Consider the following 21,312-nt stretch of genomic DNA (forward strand, 5'->3'; position numbering starts at 1 on the left):
AAACGTTGGAAGCCGACCGTGGAAACTTCAATCTCCATCGCCGTCGTCGTCGTTACGAGAAGCCAGTCGTTTTTCCAGACTGGCGTGAGCGTCATTAACGACATCAAAACAGACGTCTTCCACCGCGTCTTCGTTGACGCGGAATGGCCGTGCGGCCAGGATGATCTCGTCGAAGATTCCGTCTACTCGGAGGCGCGCGAGAAAGCGATCCGTTTCTTATCGAGCCGCAAGGATCGACTGACCCTGCTCGTTGTGCAGTCGTCGACTTTGGAGCGTGTTGCAGGAAAATTGATTGCGTTGCGGGAGCGGACGGAAGGCGGTTTCCAGGTCGGCATGGCCTTCGTCGATTTCAGCGATTCAGACTTCGCCGCAATGTCGATCGACGACTTCGACCGCGCCCTGGCCGATTTTTATGCGACGCTCGGCGACGCCTCGATTCCGGCGTTTCAATCGTCGTTCTCGACTGTCGTATTTCAACGTCCCGGCTTTGCGCGCATTCAATATCACCCAATGAACTACATCCGATGCGTCATGCCTCAGGAACGCGAGGTTCTCCAGACGAGGCTCTTGTGTCTGTGGATGGACTTCTTCGAGATGAGCTATGCCAACCAGCGGGTCAAACCCGGCGCTGCGCGGCGGCCAAAATCCGCGCTGGCGGAGATTTTGGCCGCCTTTCTCACAGAGCGCACCGGATCCAATTGGCTGATGTTCTATTACACTGGCTCAGTCGTCTCGACGCTGATCAACGCCCTCGAAAATTGCTGCCAAAATGTTGGCGCCGCCGTCCTTCGCGGACCAAATGAGCATAGCTTGGCTTGCGGGGCGATGGCCAACTGGCAACTCTATAGCAAGCCATTCGTCATTGTCGTGACGAGCGGCATGATCGACGAATTCAAGGGTACGTTGGCGAATCTGCGCGAGGCGCGCGCAAAAGGATTCATCGTGTGCGCCGAACAGCGGGTGAATTCCTGGTTCGCATTTCAGGCCACGATCACCCCCGACGAGGACAGCAGAGAGGTTGTCAAGGCGCGGCGCTTGCCCTGCGTCTACATGGACGATCCCGAGCGCCTTGCCGAGGATCTGCAAATCGCGGCGACGCTTTACGACGCCGGAGAGGGTCCGGTTGTGCTACTCGCGACCCGCGCAGTCATGGACGTCAGTGGCCCAATCGAGGCGTGCTTGCCGCCAGCCCATAACCTGACAGGCCCGTTTGCGACGGCGGAGGGTGATCCGCCTGAACTTACGGCTGTAATGGATTTACTCAACAACGGGCCCGACAAAGTGTTGTGGCAGTGCGGCCCAATGGAGGACGACGAGTTGGAGCTCGTCCTCGACATCTCCGATCGCGCCGGCCTCGCGTTGACCGACAGTCTCGCTTATCCGGGGTCGATCCCAAAGTTCCGTAACAGCGCGCGAAACCCGAATTTTCTCGGAACATTGGGGGTCTACGCATTCAGCGAACGCGTCTATCGTTTTCTACACACCGACGGACGGATCAATCCGCCAAACGAACAGTGCCTCTTCTTCGTAAAGAGCAAAATCTCCCAGATCGCGACGCCCTTCACGGAGGCGAAACTTGGCAGAAGTTTCGACATCGTTCAGGTGACGCAGAACCCGGCTCATATTTCGCCCTTTACCGACCATCCGCTGGTCATGGACAGCCGTGCGTTTCTGCAAGCGGTGGATCGTCGTCTCGATGTTGATCCTGCCCGGCGCCAGCGAAGAATCGCTGCAATGTCGGCGCTCTGCGATACGCCGTCCGACATCATCAGCAAATTGCCGGCGGCGCCGATGAGTCCAAACTACTTCTTTCACCAGTTCAGCCGGCTGATCGAGAGCCTCATTGTCGCAGACGGCTACGATTACACCGGCGTGTACGATGTCGGCCGCTGCGGCATTTCGGCCGTGCGCAATGTTCCGCGCACGAGGCGCGGATTTTCGGGCTGGTACGGACGCGCGCTCATGGGCGACGCTTTGCTCGCGACATTGTCTTTGGCCCACACTTGCCCAACCGATCTGATCGCCTTCGTCGGCGACGGCGCGCGCGCGATGGTCCCCGACGTTCTGCCCAGCATGGCCGAAAACATACTTGCGCAGGCGCCATTGGGGGACAAGACGATCACCATCTTCACCTTCTTCAACGGCGGCCTGTCGGCAATCAACACTTATCAGGAGCTCGTGCTCTTCAACCGCACGTCACGACAGATGCGACTCGTCAACATTGCCGCCGAAGAATGGGAAGAAAACATCTGCGGGCTGAAGGTCGTCTCCCGCACCCTCGACGCATTCGACGCGCAAATGCTGAAGTGCGCGTTGCTCGAACGAGGCCGGCTGAATCTTTTCAACGTCAATCTGTCGCACAACAACGAAGGCGACGGGCTTTCGCTGGCGAGCGCCAAAGGCTGGCAGCGCGATGGCGCTTTCGTCAAGCAACCGGCGCTGCGATCCCGGCTGAACGCAGCGGGCGCAGAAGTGCGCGGCCTCACGGAGGAATTCGGCATATGAAATTCGGTTTCATCGCGCATCCGACGTCGATTGGATTGAAGCGCTACGTCAAGATGATCGACATGATGGAGCGCACGTCGCGTGATTTGCATGACGGCTATTCGAGAGAATTGTGGAGCCGCCGCAACCTTGTCCCTTTCATGGAATTTGCGCCCATTCGCTCGGCCTGCGGCGCCGAATGCGCGGGCTGGGTCCAGTATCTTCCGTTGACGGCGGAAGAGATGCTTGATGAGCCGCAAATTATCCTTCGGCGCGTCGTCGAGGGCGTCGAGCAGATGGCCGACAAGGGCGCCGATCTTGTCGGCCTCGGCGGCTTCACGTCGATCATCGGGCGCCGGGCTTTGGAAACGGCGAAACGGGCCCCGGTACCAGTGACCAGCGGCAACTCGCTGACGTCTTACGCCGGTTTCAAAGGCCTGCGAAAAGTATTCGAGCTGATGCGCCTCGATCCCGAGGCGCATCGCGTGGCGGTGGTCGGCTTTCCTGGCTCAATTTGTCTCGCAATTGCTCGGATGCTGCTGGAAATTGGCGTTTGCCTCGATCTGGTTCATCGCCCGGGCGCCAATCCCGACGAGGTGCTCTCGCACGTGCCTCCCGAGTGGCGCAATGGGGTCACTCTGACCGGCGACGTCGCCGACTGTTATCCAGTGGATCGATTCTTTGTCGCTGCGACCTCGACCGGCGGCGTGATCGACGCCGATCGACTGCTCCCCGGCTCGGTGGTGATCGACGTCGGCCTGCCGCGTGACGTCAAGCGAGGCTCGAAGCGCCGCGACGATATTCTCGTGATCGACGGCGGCTGTCTGACGGGCTCCGGCGCGGTGCGGCTGGGAACGGAGTCGTTGAATTTCTCCGTCAAGCAGCAGCTCAACGGCTGTCTGGCGGAGACGATGGTTCTGGCGCTCGAAGGTCGCGCCGAGCGTTTCTCGATCGGGCGCGAACTCCCTCCAGAGAAGGTGGCCGAAATCGGGCGCATCGCCGAGCACCACGGCTTCGTCCCCTATCCCCTCGCCTCGTACGGTGAGCGTCTTGCCGAAGACACGATCGCGAGTTTTCGCCGTTTCCATTTGAAGCCGAATGGCGTTCGGGCGCAGACCGCGCCTCCCGCTGGCGACATAGAGACGCCGGCCGCGGACGGACGAGACAGTCGGCTTCAAACGATCAATCGCTACCGCCGGCACATCAACCCGATGATGGCCGATTTCCTGCACATGCTCCATTGCGATCATGTGTTCGCAAAAGGCGAGGGCTGCGTCCTGACCGATACGGAAGGGCGTCGCTTCCTGGATATGGTGGCTGGATACGGCTGTCTCAACCTAGGGCATAACCCGCCTGTCGTCGTCGATGCGCTTCAACGATTTTTAGCGGAAGCCCAGCCGAACTTCGTTCAGTATGTTTCATTGCCCGAGCGCACCGCGCTGCTCGCGGAACGCCTGTGCGAGATGGCGGGCGGCGGGCTACAGCGGGCGTTCTTCAGCAATTCGGGCGCCGAAGCGATCGAGGCGGCGATCAAATTGGCGAAGGCCGCGAACCCTCGACCGCGACTGCTTTTCGCCGAGAACAGCTACCACGGGAAGACGCTCGGCGCCCTTTCCGTGACAGGGCGCGATAAGCATCAGCGCGTGTTTCGGCCCTTGCTTCCCGGTTGCTTCGGCGTTCCCTTCGGCGACCTGCAGGCGCTCGAACGCGAACTCGCCAAAGGCGACGTCAGCGCGTTCGTCGTCGAGCCGATCCAGGGCGAAGGGGGGGTGATCGTGCCGCCACTTGGCTACCTCGCGGGCGTGCAGGATCTCTGCCGACGGTTCAACGCGCTGCTCATCGTCGACGAAGTCCAGACGGGCTTGGGCCGCACGGGGCGTATGCTCGCCAGTCAATGGGACGGGCTCGAACCGGATATTTTGGCTTTGTCGAAGTCTCTTTCCGGCGGGCTCGTGCCGATTGGCGCGACGCTCTCCAAGCCTGAGGCGTGGGACGCCGCTTATGCGACCGCCGACCGCTTTCTCCTGCATACATCCACGTTTGGCGGCTGCAACTTCGCGGCCGTCGCCGGACTCGCCACTCTGGATTGCTTGATCGAACAGAATCTGCCGGCCCGCGCCGAGGAGCTTGGCGCCTATTTCAAGAACGAGCTGACCAGAGTTGCGGCCGACTATCCATTCGTCGCCGAAGTTCGCGGACGCGGATTGATGCTCGCGATTCAATTTGCCAGCGATTTTCGCGGCTGCGTGGCGGCGAGCGCGAAGGAATTCGCTACACGCCTGCCTGGAGACTGGCACCTCACATGGCGTTTTCTTCCCGACGCTGTCCGAGACGATTTGATGCACGCTATGAACAAGATGGAGGAAACGCTCGGCGAGATGTTTTGCATGCGCTTCGTCACCAAGCTCGGCAACGACCATAACATCTTGACGTTCGTGACGGCGAATAGTTCGACCGTCATCCGTATTCAGCCGCCTCTCATTATCACCCGTGAGCAGATTGACGCGTTCGTGCGAGCCTTTGCAGTTGTCTGTGACGAGATGTCCACTTTCTTGGATTGAGGAGACTGAGCCTTGGAGTCAGCAGTAAAGGAAATCGCCGGCATTTTGACGGGTTTTTTCCAGTCGAAAACGGTCGCCGCCGCGTTGGAGTTGCGGATATTCGACGCCATCGATCCGCCAGCGCGCGCCGAGGTGGTGTGCCGTAGGGCGGGCGTCCCGCTTGCCTCCGGAAAGCGACTTTTGATCGCGCTCGAAGCCATGAAGCTCATTTCTCGTGAAAACGATGAATATCGCCTCTCCGATGCCGCCAAACGCTGCCTGGTCAGCACGTCGCCGCAATGGATGGGGTGGATGGCGCGCCACTGTGACGTCTTTCTTTACCCGCTGTGGGGCCAATGTGCGGAGGCGATTCGCCAAGACGAGGATCGGCGCACGGCCGTGTTCGGAGACAATCGTAGTTGGTTCGATATTCTTTATCAGAATCCAAGAGACGTCGCGGATTTTCAGGAATTTCTAGGCGTGCTCGCGCAGCCCTTCGTCGACGGTATGATCGAATCCTTCGATTTCTCGCCCTACCGGCGGTTCATCGATATCGGCTCCGGATGCGGCTCATTGCCGATGTCGGTCGCCCGAAGCCATCCTAAGCTAGAAGTTGCGGTTTGCGAACTTCCGCAGGCCGCGGCCTTCACGCGCGAGAAGCTCGACGCGCGAGGCTTCAAGGATCACATCGCTGTCTTCGAAGGTAATGTCTTAGAAGGCGACCTTCCTCGCGGCTTCGATCTCGTTCACCTCGGCTGGATGCTGCACGACTACGCCATCGAAAGCCAAAGGACAATTCTCGAAAACATATTGGCGGCCATGCCGTCGGGCGCAACTTTTGTTGCGAGCGAAACGCCGCTCAACGACGACGAGAGCGGACCGCTCTTCACATCGCTTCTTTCGATCAACATGCTTTTATCCACCGACGGGGGCGTCGAATCCACGACAGAGGAATACCTCGGTCGTTTCCGTGATGCTGGGTTCGTCAACACACGAGCCCAGACAATCCCCGGGCCACGCAAACTGTTGATCGGCGAAAAAGCCTGACTGAGAGCATTTGGAGGAAATAATGCTGGCAAATAAGATTCTGCTGCTTATCGCCGAAACTTGTGCGGGTTGCGAGTCGGATCAGATCGAGCTGGATACCCCCCTTCTGGAACTCAACTTCCTCGACTCGAGCGCGCTTTTTGATTTGGTCGATCTGCTTAATCGCGAAGCTGGCGTCGCCATCCCGCTACGAGAGGTCACGCCGGACAACTTCGCCTCTGTGCGAGCGATAATCGATTTGGTCGAGCGATTGCAGTCAGACGCTTTCGCCGCGCAAGCGTGAGCGATTTTTCATCATTCTAGGCATTAGGGGTCAGTAATGACTGCCATGATCGTGGAAAATGCGCGGCGCGTCGAATCCTCGCCATGGGAGACGACCGTCGACGTCATTCAACGTCACACCGGATACGCGCGCGACGACATCACGGCCGACGCCGAATTTGAGGGCGATCTCGGAGTTGACAGCATCGTGCTGGTTTCCATCCTCGCCGACATCGGAAACGCCTATGGCGTGAGCTTGCAATCGACGGGGCGCGGTCTGCGAACGGTTGACGATCTCGTCCAGCTCGTTCGCTCCCGCCTGGATAATGAGGGCGCGTGCAGCCCGATACCTGCTCTCGATAAAGCGGTCGACGAAAACGGCAAAGATCGCGACCCCATCTTCGAGGCGGTGATCGCGACGCTCGAGAGGCATACAGGCCACTCGCGGCTTCGATTGATCGAAGACGCCAGACTGTGCGAGGATCTGGGCCTCGACGCGGCGAAGCTGATGGACGTGCTCGCGGACACGGCGGCGGCCCTCGACGTCGCCCGGCGGGACGTTACCGCGGAGCTCGTAACGATCGGTGACATGATCGCCAGCTTCGCTCGCGCGGACGCCAGAAGCGCTGGGTTAAGCGGGAGCGAGGCGCAACCCGCGAGTTTCGGCTCCGTCGAGCCCCCGAGCTTTTCGGCGATGGGGCTGCGAGAAGGCGCCGTCGAATCGCTGCGCAATAGGCTACGCGATGAGCGTGGCGTGCCGGAGATTGTCCGTCTCTCCGACTGCGACACGATGGAAAAACTTCACGCCTTCTTGCGCGCGTCCGACGCCCATAAGATCGAAACGCTCGTCGAAACGCGCGAGCGTGTTGCGAGCGCGCGCGATCGTTTCGCCGCACCCAGCGGCGACAACCGCACGATGAAGGACTTCATCGGGCTGCCCCATCGCGACCTCTTCCACAAGGCGTACGAGTTCAACACCTTCTATCGCGGCAAACAGGCGGAACAACTATATTGGTATGGTATGCCGCTCGAAAGCAAATGCCGCAACCGCGCCGTGATTTTCGATGAAATCACCGGCAGGCGGCGCGAGTTCCTCATGTTCGCGTCCAACAATTATTTGGGCCTCGCCAATCACCCCGAAGTGATCGACGCCATCGCGGACGCGGCCCGGCGTTACGGCGCGACAAACACCGGTTGCCGGCTGATCGGCGGCTCCAATGTTCTCCACAAGGAGCTCGAACGCCGTCTCGCCCGGCTGAAACGCACCGATGACGCAATCGTCTACCCGTCCGGCTACTCGGCTAATCTCGGCTGCATATCGGCGTTGGCAGGACATGACGATCTCATCTTCACCGACGCCATTAATCACATGAGCATCCAGGACGGCTGCAAGCTGTCGGGGGCATCCAAGAAAATATATCCGCACGCCGTCGATGCGCTCGAACGCACGCTGGAAAAATGGGCCGACCATCCGGGCGGCAAGCTGATCGTCACCGACGGCGTGTTCAGCATGCATGGCGATATCGTCGATTTGCCGAAGGTCGTTGCGCTGGCGCGCAAATACGGCGCGAAAGTGCTTGTGGACGATGCCCACGCGACCGGCGTCCTGGGAAAAACAGGCGCCGGCACGAGCGAACATTTCGGTATGAAAGGCGAGGTTGATCTCGAGCTCGGAACCTTCAGCAAGACGCTCTCGGGCGTCGGCGGCTTCGTTGCGGCCAAAGGCGAAGTCGTCGAATATCTGCGCTTCTATTCGAATTCTTATGTGTTCGCAGCGACGATTCCGGCCTCCGTGGCCGCGGGGCTGATCGCTTCGATCGACGTTATGGAAAGAGAGCCGCAGCGGCTGGAAAAATTGTGGAGCAACATCCATCGCCTGCGCGGTTTGCTGTTGAGCGCTGGCTTCGATCTTGGTCAGTCGGCGAGCGCGATCATACCAGTCGTGATCGGCGACGAGACGAAGACTCTGGAATTTGGCCGCCTCGTCCGCGCGCGGGGAATGTTCTGCCAGACCGTCGTTTATCCGGGGGTGGCGCTTGGGGACGCGAGACTTCGCATCAGCGTGACCTCGGAACACACGCTCGAGGATCTCGATCTCGCCGCCGAGATTCTAATCGACAGCGCGACGGATGTTGGCCTTCGTTGCGAACCGCAGGGCGCGCCTGCATTTTCCGGCGCGGCATTCTAAGGAATTTTCATATGCGGCCTATACGGAATTTCACGACGGTCATCGACGCGCTGCGCGCCGCCGCTCTCGTTCACGGCGACCGTGCGGCCTTTGTCGGAGGCGACGCCATCGCTTATGGCGATTTTTATCGACGGGTTCGACACTGGGCGCAGCGTTTCGCCCGCGCGGGTCTCGCCCGGGGCGAACGCGTCGCGATCTGGGCGCCAAAAAGCGACCTCTTTGTCACGGCCATTTATGCGACGATGGAGGCGGGCGCTGCTTATGTTCCGCTCGACGGCGCCCAGCCCGCCGAACGTGGGCGCAAGATCGTCGCGAGCGCCGAGCCAACCATACTCGTGACTGATCGCGAAAGATTTGACGCGCTTGCCGGCGATCTACCGGCGTCGTTGCGCCTCGTCCTGCTTCTCGACGGCGAGGGCGGGGATTGGCCAGTCCTGATGGCGGGCGTGCAGACGGACGTCGTCGCGCCCCTGCATGAAACCCCGGCGCGTGCGGCGTCCTTGCCCGAACCGGCAAGGGTAGGCCCCGACGACATAGCGGCGATTCTGTTCACTTCCGGCTCCACCGGAATGCCGAAAGGCGTGCAGATCAGTTACAAGAATCTGAATCGCTTCATCGGCTGGGCGGTCGAGGAGTTCGATCTGACGGCGAACGACGTTTTGGTCAATCATGCCGGATTCCACTTCGATCTGAGCACGTTCGATCTATTCGCGGCGGCAACCGTCGGCGCAGCGGTCTGGATTGTTCGTGAGAACGAGCAGCGCGACATTTATGCGCTGGCCAACGGTCTTTCCCAGCACCGCGCGACGACGCTGTATTGCGTGCCCTCGCTTTTGACGATGCTGGCGAGCAGCGGCGCGCTGACCCCTGCAATCTCGGCAAGGCTCGAGCGCGTGCTGTTCGCCGGCGAGCCGTTCCCGATCAAGCATCTCAGAACGCTCGCAAAGCAGCTTCCGCCAACATGCGCGCTTTATAATCTCTACGGTCCGACGGAAACGAACGTCTGCACTTTTCACAAAGTGCGCCCGAGCGACCTCGAGCAGGAGAGACCGATTCCCATCGGCCTGCCGCTGCCAGAGCAAATCGCCATGGTGATCGATGGCGAGGGCCGACCCGTGGAAAAAGACGGCGAGATCGGCGAGTTGATCGTCGCCGGTGACTGCGTCACCGCGGGTTATTTCAATCGCATCGATCCGGCCAATCACGACAACCATCGGACAGGCCGTCACGCGACGGGCGATCTGGTCACGCGAGAGAACGGGCTGCTCTATTATTGCGGGCGCAAGGATCGGATGCTGAAAATCAACGGCAACAGGGTCGAACTTGGCGAGATCGAGGCGGCCTTGTCGCGGCATCCCGCGATTCTCGAAGCTGCCGCCATCGGCGTCGTCACGGAGACCGGCCAGACATTGGCGGCCTTCTATTCGGTGCGCCCAGGCGCCGCGCCGCCCGGCGCAATCGAGATCAAGCGCCACTGCGGCGCATGGCTGCCGCGATACATGATCCCGCATCTTGCGCGCCATTTGGACGCTTTGCCGAAGAACGCCAACGGGAAGATCGATTATCTCGCATTGCGCCACGTCGCCGAGCACGCCATCGCAGGGCCGGGCTTGCATCGAACGGCGCCCGCTATGGCGAGCTGAACCGTGCAACGAGAGCCTTTCACTATCGAGCCAGTGGCTATCGTCGGCGTCGGCTGCCTTCATCCTTGGGGCGCCGGGATCGACGCGTTTCGCCGCTTGCTCGCCGACGAGCGTGGCGAATTCGCGCCTTATCCGGTCGATCGGTTTTGGCGAGCGCCGCCGGCCGTTTGCGCGCGGCTGAGTCGGCGCCGCGGCGCTTTTTTCGGCGAGCTCGGCGTCGATCTGCGTCAATTCCGAATTCCGAAAGTGTACGACCGCGCGGTGTCGACCATCACGCCCATGCTGATGCAGGCGGCGCGCGATTGCGTGCGTGATGCGGGCTATGGCGACGAGGGGAGCGGCCTGCCCAAGGAAACCGTCGACGTGATCGTGGGGACCTGCTTCGGGCTCGACAGCGCCTTGACCAACGCGCTCAAAATACACGGCCTTACGTGGCTTGCCGACGGCGATCCAGCGGCCGTCGAAGCCGGTCGCGAGGCCTTGCGCGCGCGCTTTGGATCCTCGTCGCACGACCGGCTCGGCGAGATGTCGAGCAGCATCGCGAGCCGCATTGGCGCAATGTATGGCTGGCGTGGCCGCATCATGGCCATGGAGGACGGCGACTCCACCGGTTACGCCGCCTTGAGGACCGCCATCCTGTCGCTCGCCGAGCGTCAGAGCGACGCGGCGCTCGTTGCGACCGGCCAGCGCTTCGAGAGCGTTCTGACGCCGCTCGTGCTGGCGGCGAAAGGCTTTGACGGCGACCCGGCCGGCGCCGGCGCGCCGTTGTGCGAAGGCGCGGTTGCGTTGCTCTTGAAGAGATTGAAGGACGCGCGACGCGACGGCGACCGCATCCGCGCAGTCGTCGCGGGAATCGCGGCCCGGCGAACGGATGCGCTCGAATTTCGCTACGCCGGGAGCGACGATGCGGCGCGCGAATGCGCTCAGGAGGCTTGCTTTCAGGCGGGGCTGGACATCGCTGACGTGGCGTCGGTCGAGTGCGTTCTTCCGGGCCTCCGCCACGCAGGTGCGGCGACCGCCGCGGCGGCCTTTCCCGAAAGACCGCTGACCTGCGCGACAAGCGCGCTGGGCCATGGGTTCGCGAACGCGGGACTGACCGGGATCGTCGCGGCGATCCTTTCGCTCGACGACGAAGATGCGCCGAAAAAGCCTCTCGCTGTGTTCGGCGTCGGCCTCGGCGGCCTGACCTGGACGGTCATTCTCGATCGGCGCGACAAGTCGCGCGCCGCCGCCGGCGGGCCGTTTGCGGAACCGGCGAGCGCGCCCGAGCCTATCGCCGTCGTCGGCCTCGGCGGCTGCTTTGGCCCGAGCCTTGGCCGCTTGGCCTATTGGGAGGCGCTCTGCGCCGGCGCCGACGGGATCGGCCGGATCAGCGACAGGGTATTGCCGCGCGGCGCGGCGTTCAGCGGCGGCGCCGCCCGCGCCCTGACCAGTTACGCCGAGAATGGCGGAGAGCTGAACGCCGATTGGGAGATCCGCCGTTTCGACGCGAAACGTATGCGGTTGTTCCCAAAGCGCGTCGCGGCGCTCGACGTCGCGCACAGGATCGCCTTGAGCGTCGCAGCCGAAGCGCTCGATGATTTCGGCCTCGACGCCGCGCGGCGGGCCGATCTGGGCAAGGCGATGGTCGTGTGCGCCTCCCCCCTCTGTCTCGCGAGAGAGCGCGAGCTTTCGAATCGCCTGCATTCGCCGGAGCTTGGCTCTGTGCTCGGCCCCGACGAGTCGCGACTGGCCGACGCCGAACGCGCCGCCGAGGAGATCGATTCATTCACGCTCGACGGGCTTCTCGCTGGCAATATCGCCGCGTTTATTTCGAGCTGCTTCCAACTTTCCGCGGAAACGATGGCGATCGAAGCCGCCTGCGCGTCGTCGCTCGCCGCCGTGCATGTCGGGATGCAGGCGCTGCGGCTCGGCTATGCCGATTTTGTCGTCGCCGGCGGCGTCGAACTGCCTGTCAACATGCGGGATCTCATCCTGTGCTCGACCCAGCTCATGCTGTCCAGGGACAAGATTGCGCCATTCGCGGCGAACGCCGACGGCTTTTCGCCGGGCGACGGCGCCGGCATGTTCGTGCTGCGCCGGCTGAGCGACGCCCGTCGTGACAATGACCCGATCTATGGCTGCATCATAGGCGTCGGCGCATCGAGCGACGCCGCGTCGATGACGGCGCCCGATCCCCAGGGACAGGCCTTGGCCATTCGACGCGCTTTTGCCGATGGCCGCGCCTCGCCCGACAGCATCGCCTATGTCGAAGCCCATGGAACCGGAACGCGCATCGGAGACGGGGTCGAAATTTCGGCGTTGCACGACGTTTATGGAGGCGGCGCACGCCGCGATCCGCTGTTGATCGGTTCGGTAAAATCCAACATCGGCCATGCTTTCGCCGCTGCGGGCGCCGCCGGCCTCCTGAAGACGCTGCTCGCTCTAAACAGCGAAACGGTGCCGCCGACGCTGCTGCGGCGAGAGCTCAACCCCGATCTGGCGCTTGCGGCGATCCCGGGCGCCATCGTCTCGAAGACTCGACCCTGGCCCAGTTCTGACGGGCCGCGGCGGGCGGCGATCAACTCTTTCGGCACTGGCGGCGTCAATTTCCACCTGTTGGTGGAAGCGCCCTGATTTCGCAGTTGCGAGGAAACGGACCTGACCGATGGACATCGTCATACATAAAATTCGGCTGCTCGACGTCGAACGCGCGCCCGCATTCGAGGAGTGGGTGACGACGGAGGACTACGCCGCCTGCCCGGACCTACCCAGCGTGCGTCAATTCTCGGTTCAGCGCGTCAGCCTCGATCCCGATGCGGCGTTCCATTATTTCGAATTGATCGCCGTCACGTCCATGACCGACTTCGAACGCGACATGGCGGTCCCCGCATTCAGCCGGCTCGTCGATCGCTTCTCCGCCATGGCCGAGATCGTCGAAGAGGCGATCGGAACGCGTCTTGGCGGAGGTTACCGTGCGAATTCGAAGAATGTCGCAGATGCGATGGGCTCGTAACGTGCGGCTCGGCGACTGGACGGTCACCCTCGTCGACGTTCACGTCACGGCGAAAAGCCTGGCCGACGAGAAGCGCCGCCGCACCGTGCTGTCGCCCCAGGAAGCGGAAGCCTACAACGCGCTGCGTTTCGAGAAGCGTCGCCGCGAGTGGCTGGCGGGCCGCCTCGCCGCAAAGCTGGCTCTGCGTCGTCGGCTACGCGCGAGCGGCGGAACGCCGCCGCCGCTCGCGCGCATTGCGGTTTCGAATCGCGACGGCGCCAGCGGTCCGCCCGTCTCGCCGATCGCGGGCGTCGTCAGCATTAGCCACTCCCATGGGCTCGCCGCGGCGGTTGCCGGACCGGCGCCGGTGGGCGTCGATATCGAACGGCTGCGGCCGTTCAGCGCCTCTCTTCGGACGGTATTTCTCAGCGACGCCGAGCGCGCCTGGCTCGGCCGTGCGGAGGCCGAGCAGCCGGAGTTGCCGACGTTGGGATGGGCTTTCAAGGAGGCGTTCTGCAAGGCCCGGTTGATCGGCATTCAAGACGGCCTGCCGGGACCGGAATGGCGCGGATGGGACGACAATGGCCGGCTGCTGTGGCGCTGGCCCCGGGAAGCCGCGCCGCGAAAAAAGGACGCCATTTTCGCAAACTGGCAAGCGCATGGGCGGCTGATCGACGACTACGCCGTCGTCGTCGTCGGCGCCTCGCCGAAACGCAAATCGGAGCGCGCATGAGCGAGCCGGATTTCGAGCTGCTCCTCCGACAGGCCGTCGAGGCGGCTCGATGGGCGCCGTCGTCGCACAACTGTCAGCCTTGGCGGGTGACCGTCCTTCCGGGCGCCAGCGAGAATGAGCGTTTGCTTCGTCTCTCGCTTGATCAGGGCCGACGGCTGACTGCGCTCGAAAGCCTGGATTTGGAGATGGCTCTCAGCGTCGGCCTGTTCCTCGGCCTTCTCGTGACGGCGCTCCAGCGCCTTGACCTAGCCTGTGAGTGGGCCTTGTGCGACGCAAACGATCCGTCGCCGGATGGCGAGATTTTGGCGATCGTAACCGTGCGGCGCGCCACTGCCCAGATTTTTGGCGGCGCTGACCTGGACTCATTCGTCGATCTTGGGCGCCGCCGCCGGACATGTCGCACACCCTTCGCTCCAGATCCGCCGTCGACGGAAGCCCTTGCCGCGTTGTCCGCCCGCCGCTGGCCGGGAACGCTGACCGGCGCGGCGCTCGAGATCTGCACCGAAACGGACCCGAAAACATTGGAGAGCCTTGCGAAATTGACCGCGCGTTATGCCGCCCTCGATTTCACCCATCTTAGAGCCTGGTCCGAAACCTATCGTCATCTTCGCTTCGGCGAACCTGGGGACGAGGACGTCACCGACGGCATTTTCATCGACAGCCTGCTCGGGCCGCTGACGCCTTTCAAGCGCCAGCTCCTACGCTTTGCGCTCGCGCCCCTGGTCATGCAAGCTCTCCGCCCCTTCGGCGTCCCCTCGCGCATGGCCGACGCTTTGGCGGGCCTCGTCGCCGCCGGCCCTGGTCTTCTGTGCTGCAGCCTGCCCGAGGAGCGCCCTCGCCGCCAGGATTTGCTCCAGGCCGGCGCCCGGCTCGCCGAAATCTGGCTGAACGCACAGGCGGCCGGCCTCGCTCTTCATCCGGTAAGCGTTCTTTTGCAGCACGAGGCGCCGCGTCGAGAGTTACAGCGACTGCTCTGCCTCTCGGGCCGTCCAGTCTTCGTCGCCAGATTTGGCCTCACTTTGCCGAATCCGTCGATAAGTCCGCGCCGGGCGGTCGACGCAATCCTTCACATTACCTGAAGATCAAGGAAAACTTTCGCATTCGTAAGGAAGCGCGCGATGGATTTTCAATTGACCGACGACCAGATTGCCCGCAACGACCACCTTGGCCGCTTCGCGGCCGAAATTCTGTCGGCGGGCGCGGCCGAGCGCATTCGTGACGCGCGTTTCGACCGGACCAAGTGGGACGCCGCCGCAGAGATGGGATTGGCCGGACTGCCGGTCGACGCCGATTGGGGCGGCCTGGGCTTCGGCGCGCTCGACACCATGCTGACGATTGAGGCGCTGGGTCGCAAATGCGCCGATCTGGGCCTCGTATTTTCACTGTGCGCGCATATGTTCGCCTGCGTCGTGCCGGTTTGGCGTCACGGCTCCCTGCAGATTCGCGAGAAATGGCTGCGCGACATGGCGAGCGGGCGCGTTATCGCCGCAAATGCAATGACGGAAGCGGAATCGGGCTCGGACGCATTTGCGATGCGCGCATCCGCGCAGCGCGACGGGGACGACTATGTGCTGACCGGCTCGAAATGTTTCATCACAAACGCGCCGATCGCCGACGTTTTCGTCGCCTATGCGAAGACAAATCCGCGACAGGGTTTTTTTGGCATAAGCTGCTTTATTGTCCCGCGCGACGCGCCCGGCCTGACGGTGCAACCCGAGGCGCGCAAAAGTGGGCTGCCCACCAGTCCCTGGGGCAGCGTCTATTTCGACGCGTGCCGCATCCCGGCGGCCAATCTGCTCGGCGCCGAGGGGGCAGGCGCCGCGATCTTCCACGACAGCATGATATGGGAGCGCGGCTGCCTGTTCGCCGCATATGTCGGCGCCATGGAGAGAGTGCTGAAGCAGTGCGTCGAACACGCGCGCGACCGGCGACAGTTCGGCAAGCCGATTGGCCGGAATCAGAGCGTGTCCGACAAGTTGGTCGACATGAAGCTTCGTCTGGAGACCGCCCGTTTGCTGCTTTACCGCACTGGCTGGCTGCACGATGCGGGTTTGCCTCATGAGGAGGCGAGCGCGCTCAGCAAACTCTGGATATCGGAAAGCGCCGTGAAGGCGGGTCTCGACGCCATTCAACTGTTCGGCGCTTCCGCCGCGATCGCCGACAACGGGCTCGACCGCCTGTTGCTCGACAGCCTCCCGTCGCGCCTGTTCTCCGGGAGTTCGGAGATACAGAGGGAGATCGTCGCGCGCCACATGGGATTGCGCTGATTTTTTGTGAAGGGCCTGGCTGCGCCGCTTGGCGCGGTCACGCGCAAATGAAGAAGAAAGAGATTTGAGGATGGACGAAAAATATATTGTTCTTCTGGTTGTTATCGAGGCGCTGGCCATTTTTGGCGTGATCGCCGCGAAGGTCAGCCAAGAGCCAAGAGCGCTATTTATCATCGGTTTCAATACGCTGTTTGTCGTCGCCGCAACCATCGTCGCATATGGAACCGGCGCGCTCTGGCGCCAGATCATGATATTGGCCTTCGTGATCGCTTATCTCGTCCATATGAACTGGGTGTTGACGGCGGCCTATCGCGCGACCGCCGCCGCCAAGCTCGAGGGTCAGATCGATCGGCCGACGCTCTATGCTTTGCCCGTCATTCTGACGAATACCTTCGGTTGGCTTTATTGCTTGCCGTTCCTTTGGGCCGCTGATCGGGCCGGGCGGTTCGACGTCTTCGACGCCGCGGCAATAGGCGTTTATCTCGTCGGCTTCGTCTTTCACATCGGCGGCGACTACCAGAAATGGCGCTTCAAACAGAAAGCGGGCAGCCGAGGCAAAATTCTGGACACGGGCTTGTGGGGCCTGTCGCGCCATCCGAATTATTTCGGCGATTTTCTCATTTTCGTATCCTTCGCTCTTCTTTCCGCCTCACCCTGGGGTTTAATTGCGCCACTGGCCAATGCTGTGCAATATTTTCTCGACGCGATCCCCAAGAGCGAGGCCATGTCCAAGGAGCGTTACGGCGCCGCGTGGGAGGAATATTGCAATCGCGTCCCTTGCTTCGCGCCGTGGTTCTCGCCGTCGGCAGGCGACTCTCCCGGCGAGAATAAAGGGCCGTCCGCGTAAAGGCGTCGATCGCGGGGATCCTTGTCGATGGGAGGACGGTTAGCGAAGCTTTGCCGATACGATCTTTTTCGACAGCATGCGAGACGCCAGGCTTCGGCGCGTTTCGCCACGCGAAAAACGGTTCTCAAAAAAACATTCGCAAGGATATCTCATGGAAGCGCGAAACTTTATCGGACTGACGCTGATCGCGGCAGGCGCGCTCTTGCAAGCGCGCCCGGCGCCGCTGGCCGCGGAGACGTCGCCGCCAAATTCCGCTGCTCCCCAAACGGTTATGGGCGTAGGCGCGCTTGGGCGCATCGAGCCGATGTCGCGCGTCATTCGCGTCTCGCCCGACCAGGGAGTCGCGGGAACAGTCATTTCGGAAATACGGGTTCGGGAAGGGCAGGAGGTGGCCAAAGGCGACGTTATCGCCGTCTTTAGCGACTATGAGCGCCGCCAGGCGGAGGTCGATCTCGCGGAAGCCGAATTCGCCGTCTCGACGGCGCATCTGACCGCGGCAGACGCCCAATTCAAGAAAGCCCAGCGAGATTACGACCGCAAGAATTCGTTGCGCCTTTCGGGCACGGTCTCGGCTTTCGCATTCGACGAGGCGGAACTACGCTCCAGCAAGGCGAAGGCGGACCTCGAAGCGACGCGCGCGAGCCTCAAACAGTCCGAAGCGAATCTTCGCCTCAAGAAGCTCCAGCTATTGCAAGCGCAGACGACGGCGCCGATAGACGGCACGATTCTCAAAATTCGTGCAAGGGCGGGCGAACGCGTTGGCGACAAGGGGATTTTGGACATGGCCGACCTTTCGTCGCTGGACGTCGTCGCCGAGGTGTATGAATCCGACATTGCGCGCGTCAAGGCTGGTCAGACGGCCGTCGTGAGGGTGCCTCCGAGCGAGGCGGCCTACGAAGCGAAAGTTCGAACGCTCGGTTTCACGGTTGAAAAGAATCTCGTGAACAGCTCGGATCCTCTCGTGGACCACGACGCCAGGGTCGTCGAAGTTCGACTGACCCTCTCCGACCCCGCGCGAAAAGATTTCCAGCATCAGATTTACAGGCAGGTTCAGGTCCACATCGCGCCATGACGTCGTTTCCAATTTTCTTCTTCGCCGCTCGTCTGGCCTGGCGGCAACTGATATACGACAAACCGAAGCTCATCGCGGCGACGCTGGGCGTCCTGTTCGCCAGCGTGCTGGTGTTCATGCAGCTCGGTTTTCTCGATTCGCTTTACGCGAGCGCCGCGTCGGCGCCGATCAAGATGCGGGCCGATTTGTTCGTGCTGCACAAGCAGACGGAGGCGCTGTGGCGGCCCGTGCAATTCGAGCGTAGCGCGTTGATGCGCGCGCTCGGCCATCCAGACATTCGCGCCGTTTATCCCATGTACATGTCGCTTGGACAATTCAAGAACATGGACACTCGCATACAGCGAACTTTGATGGTCTATGGATATGATCTCAACAGCAATCTGATCGATAGCGCCGACATTCGCGCGCGCCGCGACGATCTCAAACGCCAGGATGTCGCGCTCTTCGACATTGCCTCGAGGCCCGAGTTCGGCCCGGTGTCCGAGCAAATTTCTGAAGGGCGGGATGTGACGGAAATCAACGGGCGCAGGATCACGATCGTCGGGACGTTCCGCATGGGAACGACATTCGCCGCCGACGGAAACGTCGTCGCGAGCGAGTTGAATTTCCATCGCATCTTTCCGCAGCGCAGTTTGGATAAAATAGATCTCGGTTTCGTCCTGCTCAGCTCGGGCGCCGACGTTCGCAAGGCGCAGGCGGACTTGCTCGCGTTGATGGGCCGGGAGATGCGCGTGTTTAATTACGACCAGCTTGTCGAGTTCGAGAAAGGCTACTGGGAGAATTCTGCGCCGATGGGATTTATCTTCGGCTTCGGCGTCGTAATGGGATTGGTTGTCGGCATGGTGATCGTCTACCAAATTCTCTTCACGGACGTGAGCAACAATTTGAGCCAATATGCGACGCTCAAAGCGATGGGATACTCGCACTTCTACCTCCAACTGGTGGTTCTCTCGTCCGCGATCTATCTCGCGCTTCTCGGATTTGTGCCGGGTCTTGCCTTGTCCCTCGCGCTTTATCGTCTTGCCGAGCAGGAAATATTCATTCCTTTCCCGATGCCGCTCGGCAAAGTTGCGACAGTATTCGCATTCATTCTGACGATGTGCTCGCTTGCCGGCGCGCTCGCCATTCGCCGCCTCAAAGCGGCAAATCCAGCGGATATGTTCTGATGGCGCTGGTCGACGTGAAAGGAGTGAGCTTTGCTTACGGCGTCGGCGAATTCCGCCGCCAGGTGCTCAAAAATGTCGATCTTTCGATCGATCGAGGGGAGATCGTCATACTCACCGGACCCTCGGGTTCGGGCAAGACAACCTTGCTCACGATCCTGGGCGGCCTGCGCCTCGCCGTGACGGGAAGCGCCGTCGTTCTGGGCCGCGAGCTGGTGAACAGCGACGAAAATGTTCGCATGGGCGTGCGGCGACAAATCGGCTACATTTTCCAGCAGCACAATTTATTTTGGCCGCTGACCGCCATGGAAAACGTCTGCATGGCGCTCGAACTGGACGATCGGCTTTCAGAGGACGAACGCCGACGGCGAGCCGGCGATATGCTGACCGAGGTTGGTCTGGCCGACCATCTCGACCGTCGGCCGAAACAATTGTCGGGAGGACAGCGCCAGCGTGTCGCAATCGCGCGCGCCCTGGTTTCGCGACCAACGCTCGTGCTGGCCGACGAGCCGACCGCCTCGCTCGACAAGGCGAGCGGTCATGAAGCGGTCAATATTCTCAAACGCCTTGCCAAGGACTATGGCGCAACGATCCTCCTCGTAACTCACGACTACCGGATTCTCGATATCGCGGACAGGATCATCACTCTCGAGGATGGCGCAATAACGCCCACGCGGGCGCCGTCGAGTTGACCGATAAAGTAGGCCGTTGCGACGGGTCTCGACCGCGATGTCGCAATTCATTAAAGCCCTATCGCCTCATCCTTCGCGCCGTAGCCAGCCGATCGCTGCGCCGAAAAGGCAAAGCGCCGACATGTAATAGAAGGGCGCCATGGCAAGGGCGCGCTCTCCGACCAAGATCGTCATTAGCGGCGGCGTGGTTCCGCCGACGATGGCGTAGGCGGTGTTGTAGGACAAAGCGAATCCCGTGAATCGCAGTTCGGGTGGAAAGCTGCGGATGATCAGATAAGGGGTGAGCGTGATCGTTCCGATCGCGAAACCGCCGATCGCATAGAGATGCAGCGTCCATGCGCTGCCGTTGGCAAGGGCGAAGCCGAGCGCGGCGACAACCGCCGCCATCGCAACGCCGCCGATCGCATAGGCTTTCCCGCCACCGATGACATCCGTGACCCGGCCCACGAAGACGCTGCCGAGGATCAGCAGCGTTATGGACCAGCAGTTCGCGGTGAAGACATCCGCCACCCGATAGTCGAATTGCGACTGCAGATAGGTCGGCAGATAGAGAAAATAGGTCACGAAGACGCCCGCGAAAACCCAGGTCGCGGCCATGGAGAGGAGAACCTCGCTTTTGCAGCGCGCGAAAACGAGCGAGATCGGCAGTCGGGCGTCGGCGACACGCCGCTCGCGAAGCGCCTCGAAGACCGGCGTCTCCTGCAAATATTTCCTCAGATAGACGGAGATCAGGCCGAAGACGCCGCCGAGGATGAACGGAATGCGCCAGCCCCAGGCGACGAGATCGTCAGCGCCGAGGCTCGACGTCAGTATTTTGGCGGTGAGCGCGCCCATCAATATGCCGCAGCAGAGCCCGGCCATCAGCAGCCCGCAGGCGAAGCCCACGCGGGTTTTGTGGACATGCTCGGCGCAGAAAATCCATGCGCCGGGCACTTCTCCACCCACCGACAGCCCTTGCAGCAGCCGGCAGAAGAGAAAAAGAAGGGGAGCGGCGAGGCCAATCGTTTTGTAATCGGGCGTCAGGCCAACGAGCAGCGTGGGAAAGGCCATCAGGAAGAGACCAAGCGCGAACATTCTCTTGCGGCCGACGCGGTCGCCGAAATGCGCGAAGACGACGCCGCCGATCGGACGCACGAGATAGCCGGCGGCGAATATGCCGAAGATTTGAAGCTGCGAGAGCCATTCCGGGCTGTTTTGCGGGAAGAAGACCGCGGCGAGGGTTTTAGCGAAAAAGACGCCGACGATAAAATCATAATATTCGAGCGCGCCGCCGAGCGAGGCGAGCGCCAGCGTCTTCGCCTCATTGCGTGAGAGACCGCGCTGCGCTTCGATTTGGCCCGGCGCCAGAGGCCGAAATTGAACTGTCATGGGTCTATTCCGATTCGTCGATGTCGCGCCAAG

General features: G+C 61.7%; 16 protein-coding genes. 15 read left to right on the forward strand and 1 reads right to left on the reverse strand.

From position 1 onward, the window contains the following. Positions 1-18: 18 nt before the first annotated feature. The 15 genes from pigD to QNA11_RS19785 all read left to right on the forward strand — a co-directional run bounded on the left by pigD (position 19) and on the right by QNA11_RS19785 (position 19,911). Entirely contained in the window at positions 19-2,505 is a 2,487-nt protein-coding gene (pigD, locus tag QNA11_RS19715) for a prodigiosin MAP biosynthesis protein PigD (protein ID WP_283484463.1), read from the forward strand. Next, positions 2,502-5,045, forward strand: coding sequence for a prodigiosin MAP biosynthesis aminotransferase PigE (gene pigE, locus QNA11_RS19720; protein ID WP_283484464.1), 2,544 nt, complete (start codon positions 2,502-2,504; stop codon positions 5,043-5,045). Before pigD ends, pigE begins: the two co-directional genes overlap by 4 nt. A 45-nt stretch (positions 5,046-5,090) precedes the next feature. After that, positions 5,091-6,071: a methyltransferase gene (locus tag QNA11_RS19725; protein ID WP_283484492.1), complete on the forward strand. Its 981-nt coding sequence runs from the start codon at positions 5,091-5,093 to the stop codon at positions 6,069-6,071. Positions 6,072-6,093: 22 nt separating this feature from the next. Continuing rightward, positions 6,094-6,354, forward strand: coding sequence for a phosphopantetheine-binding protein (locus QNA11_RS19730; RefSeq protein WP_283484465.1), 261 nt, complete (start codon positions 6,094-6,096; stop codon positions 6,352-6,354). A gap of 36 nt (positions 6,355-6,390) precedes the next feature. Next, positions 6,391-8,520: an aminotransferase class I/II-fold pyridoxal phosphate-dependent enzyme gene (locus QNA11_RS19735; protein WP_283484466.1), complete on the forward strand. Its 2,130-nt coding sequence runs from the start codon at positions 6,391-6,393 to the stop codon at positions 8,518-8,520. 11 nt (positions 8,521-8,531) lie between these two features. Beyond that, positions 8,532-10,163 (forward strand): AMP-binding protein, encoded by a 1,632-nt coding sequence (locus tag QNA11_RS19740; RefSeq protein ID WP_283484467.1) that lies wholly within the window; start codon positions 8,532-8,534, stop codon positions 10,161-10,163. A gap of 3 nt (positions 10,164-10,166) precedes the next feature. Beyond that, a complete protein-coding gene (locus QNA11_RS19745; protein WP_283484468.1) occupies positions 10,167-12,779 on the forward strand; it encodes a polyketide synthase in 2,613 nt (870 codons plus the stop codon). A gap of 31 nt (positions 12,780-12,810) precedes the next feature. Further along, on the forward strand, positions 12,811-13,158 hold the full coding sequence (locus QNA11_RS19750) for a RedY/HapK family protein (RefSeq protein ID WP_283484469.1): 348 nt from the start codon (positions 12,811-12,813) through the stop codon (positions 13,156-13,158). Beyond that, complete coding sequence (locus QNA11_RS19755) at positions 13,142-13,870, forward strand: 4'-phosphopantetheinyl transferase family protein (protein ID WP_283484470.1); 729 nt, start codon at positions 13,142-13,144, stop codon at positions 13,868-13,870. The genes QNA11_RS19750 and QNA11_RS19755 overlap by 17 nt, the downstream gene beginning before the upstream one ends. Beyond that, positions 13,867-14,949 (forward strand): nitroreductase family protein, encoded by a 1,083-nt coding sequence (locus QNA11_RS19760; RefSeq protein ID WP_283484471.1) that lies wholly within the window; start codon positions 13,867-13,869, stop codon positions 14,947-14,949. Before QNA11_RS19755 ends, QNA11_RS19760 begins: the two co-directional genes overlap by 4 nt. A gap of 39 nt (positions 14,950-14,988) precedes the next feature. After that, complete coding sequence (gene pigA / locus QNA11_RS19765; RefSeq protein WP_283484472.1) at positions 14,989-16,137, forward strand: prodigiosin MBC biosynthesis dehydrogenase PigA; 1,149 nt, start codon at positions 14,989-14,991, stop codon at positions 16,135-16,137. Positions 16,138-16,207: 70 nt separating this feature from the next. Next, entirely contained in the window at positions 16,208-16,984 is a 777-nt protein-coding gene (locus QNA11_RS19770; protein ID WP_283484473.1) for a DUF1295 domain-containing protein, read from the forward strand. Between the two features lie 151 nt (positions 16,985-17,135). Next, a complete protein-coding gene (locus tag QNA11_RS19775) occupies positions 17,136-18,056 on the forward strand; it encodes an efflux RND transporter periplasmic adaptor subunit (RefSeq protein WP_283484474.1) in 921 nt (306 codons plus the stop codon). After that, positions 18,053-19,222, forward strand: coding sequence for an ABC transporter permease DevC (gene devC, locus QNA11_RS19780; RefSeq protein WP_283484475.1), 1,170 nt, complete (start codon positions 18,053-18,055; stop codon positions 19,220-19,222). Before QNA11_RS19775 ends, devC begins: the two co-directional genes overlap by 4 nt. Further along, the gene (locus tag QNA11_RS19785; RefSeq protein ID WP_202073213.1) at positions 19,222-19,911 is read left to right on the forward strand and encodes an ATP-binding cassette domain-containing protein; all 690 of its coding nucleotides are present in this window, start codon (positions 19,222-19,224) and stop codon (positions 19,909-19,911) included. The genes devC and QNA11_RS19785 overlap by 1 nt, the downstream gene beginning before the upstream one ends. A gap of 66 nt (positions 19,912-19,977) precedes the next feature. On the opposite strand, the gene QNA11_RS19790 is transcribed toward QNA11_RS19785, so the two are convergent. Next, entirely contained in the window at positions 19,978-21,279 is a 1,302-nt protein-coding gene (locus QNA11_RS19790; protein WP_283484476.1) for an MFS transporter, read from the reverse strand. Positions 21,280-21,312: the final 33 nt, after the last annotated feature.

The organism is Methylocystis sp. JR02, from assembly GCF_030063565.1.
GTDB lineage: Bacteria > Pseudomonadota > Alphaproteobacteria > Rhizobiales > Beijerinckiaceae > Methylocystis > Methylocystis iwaonis.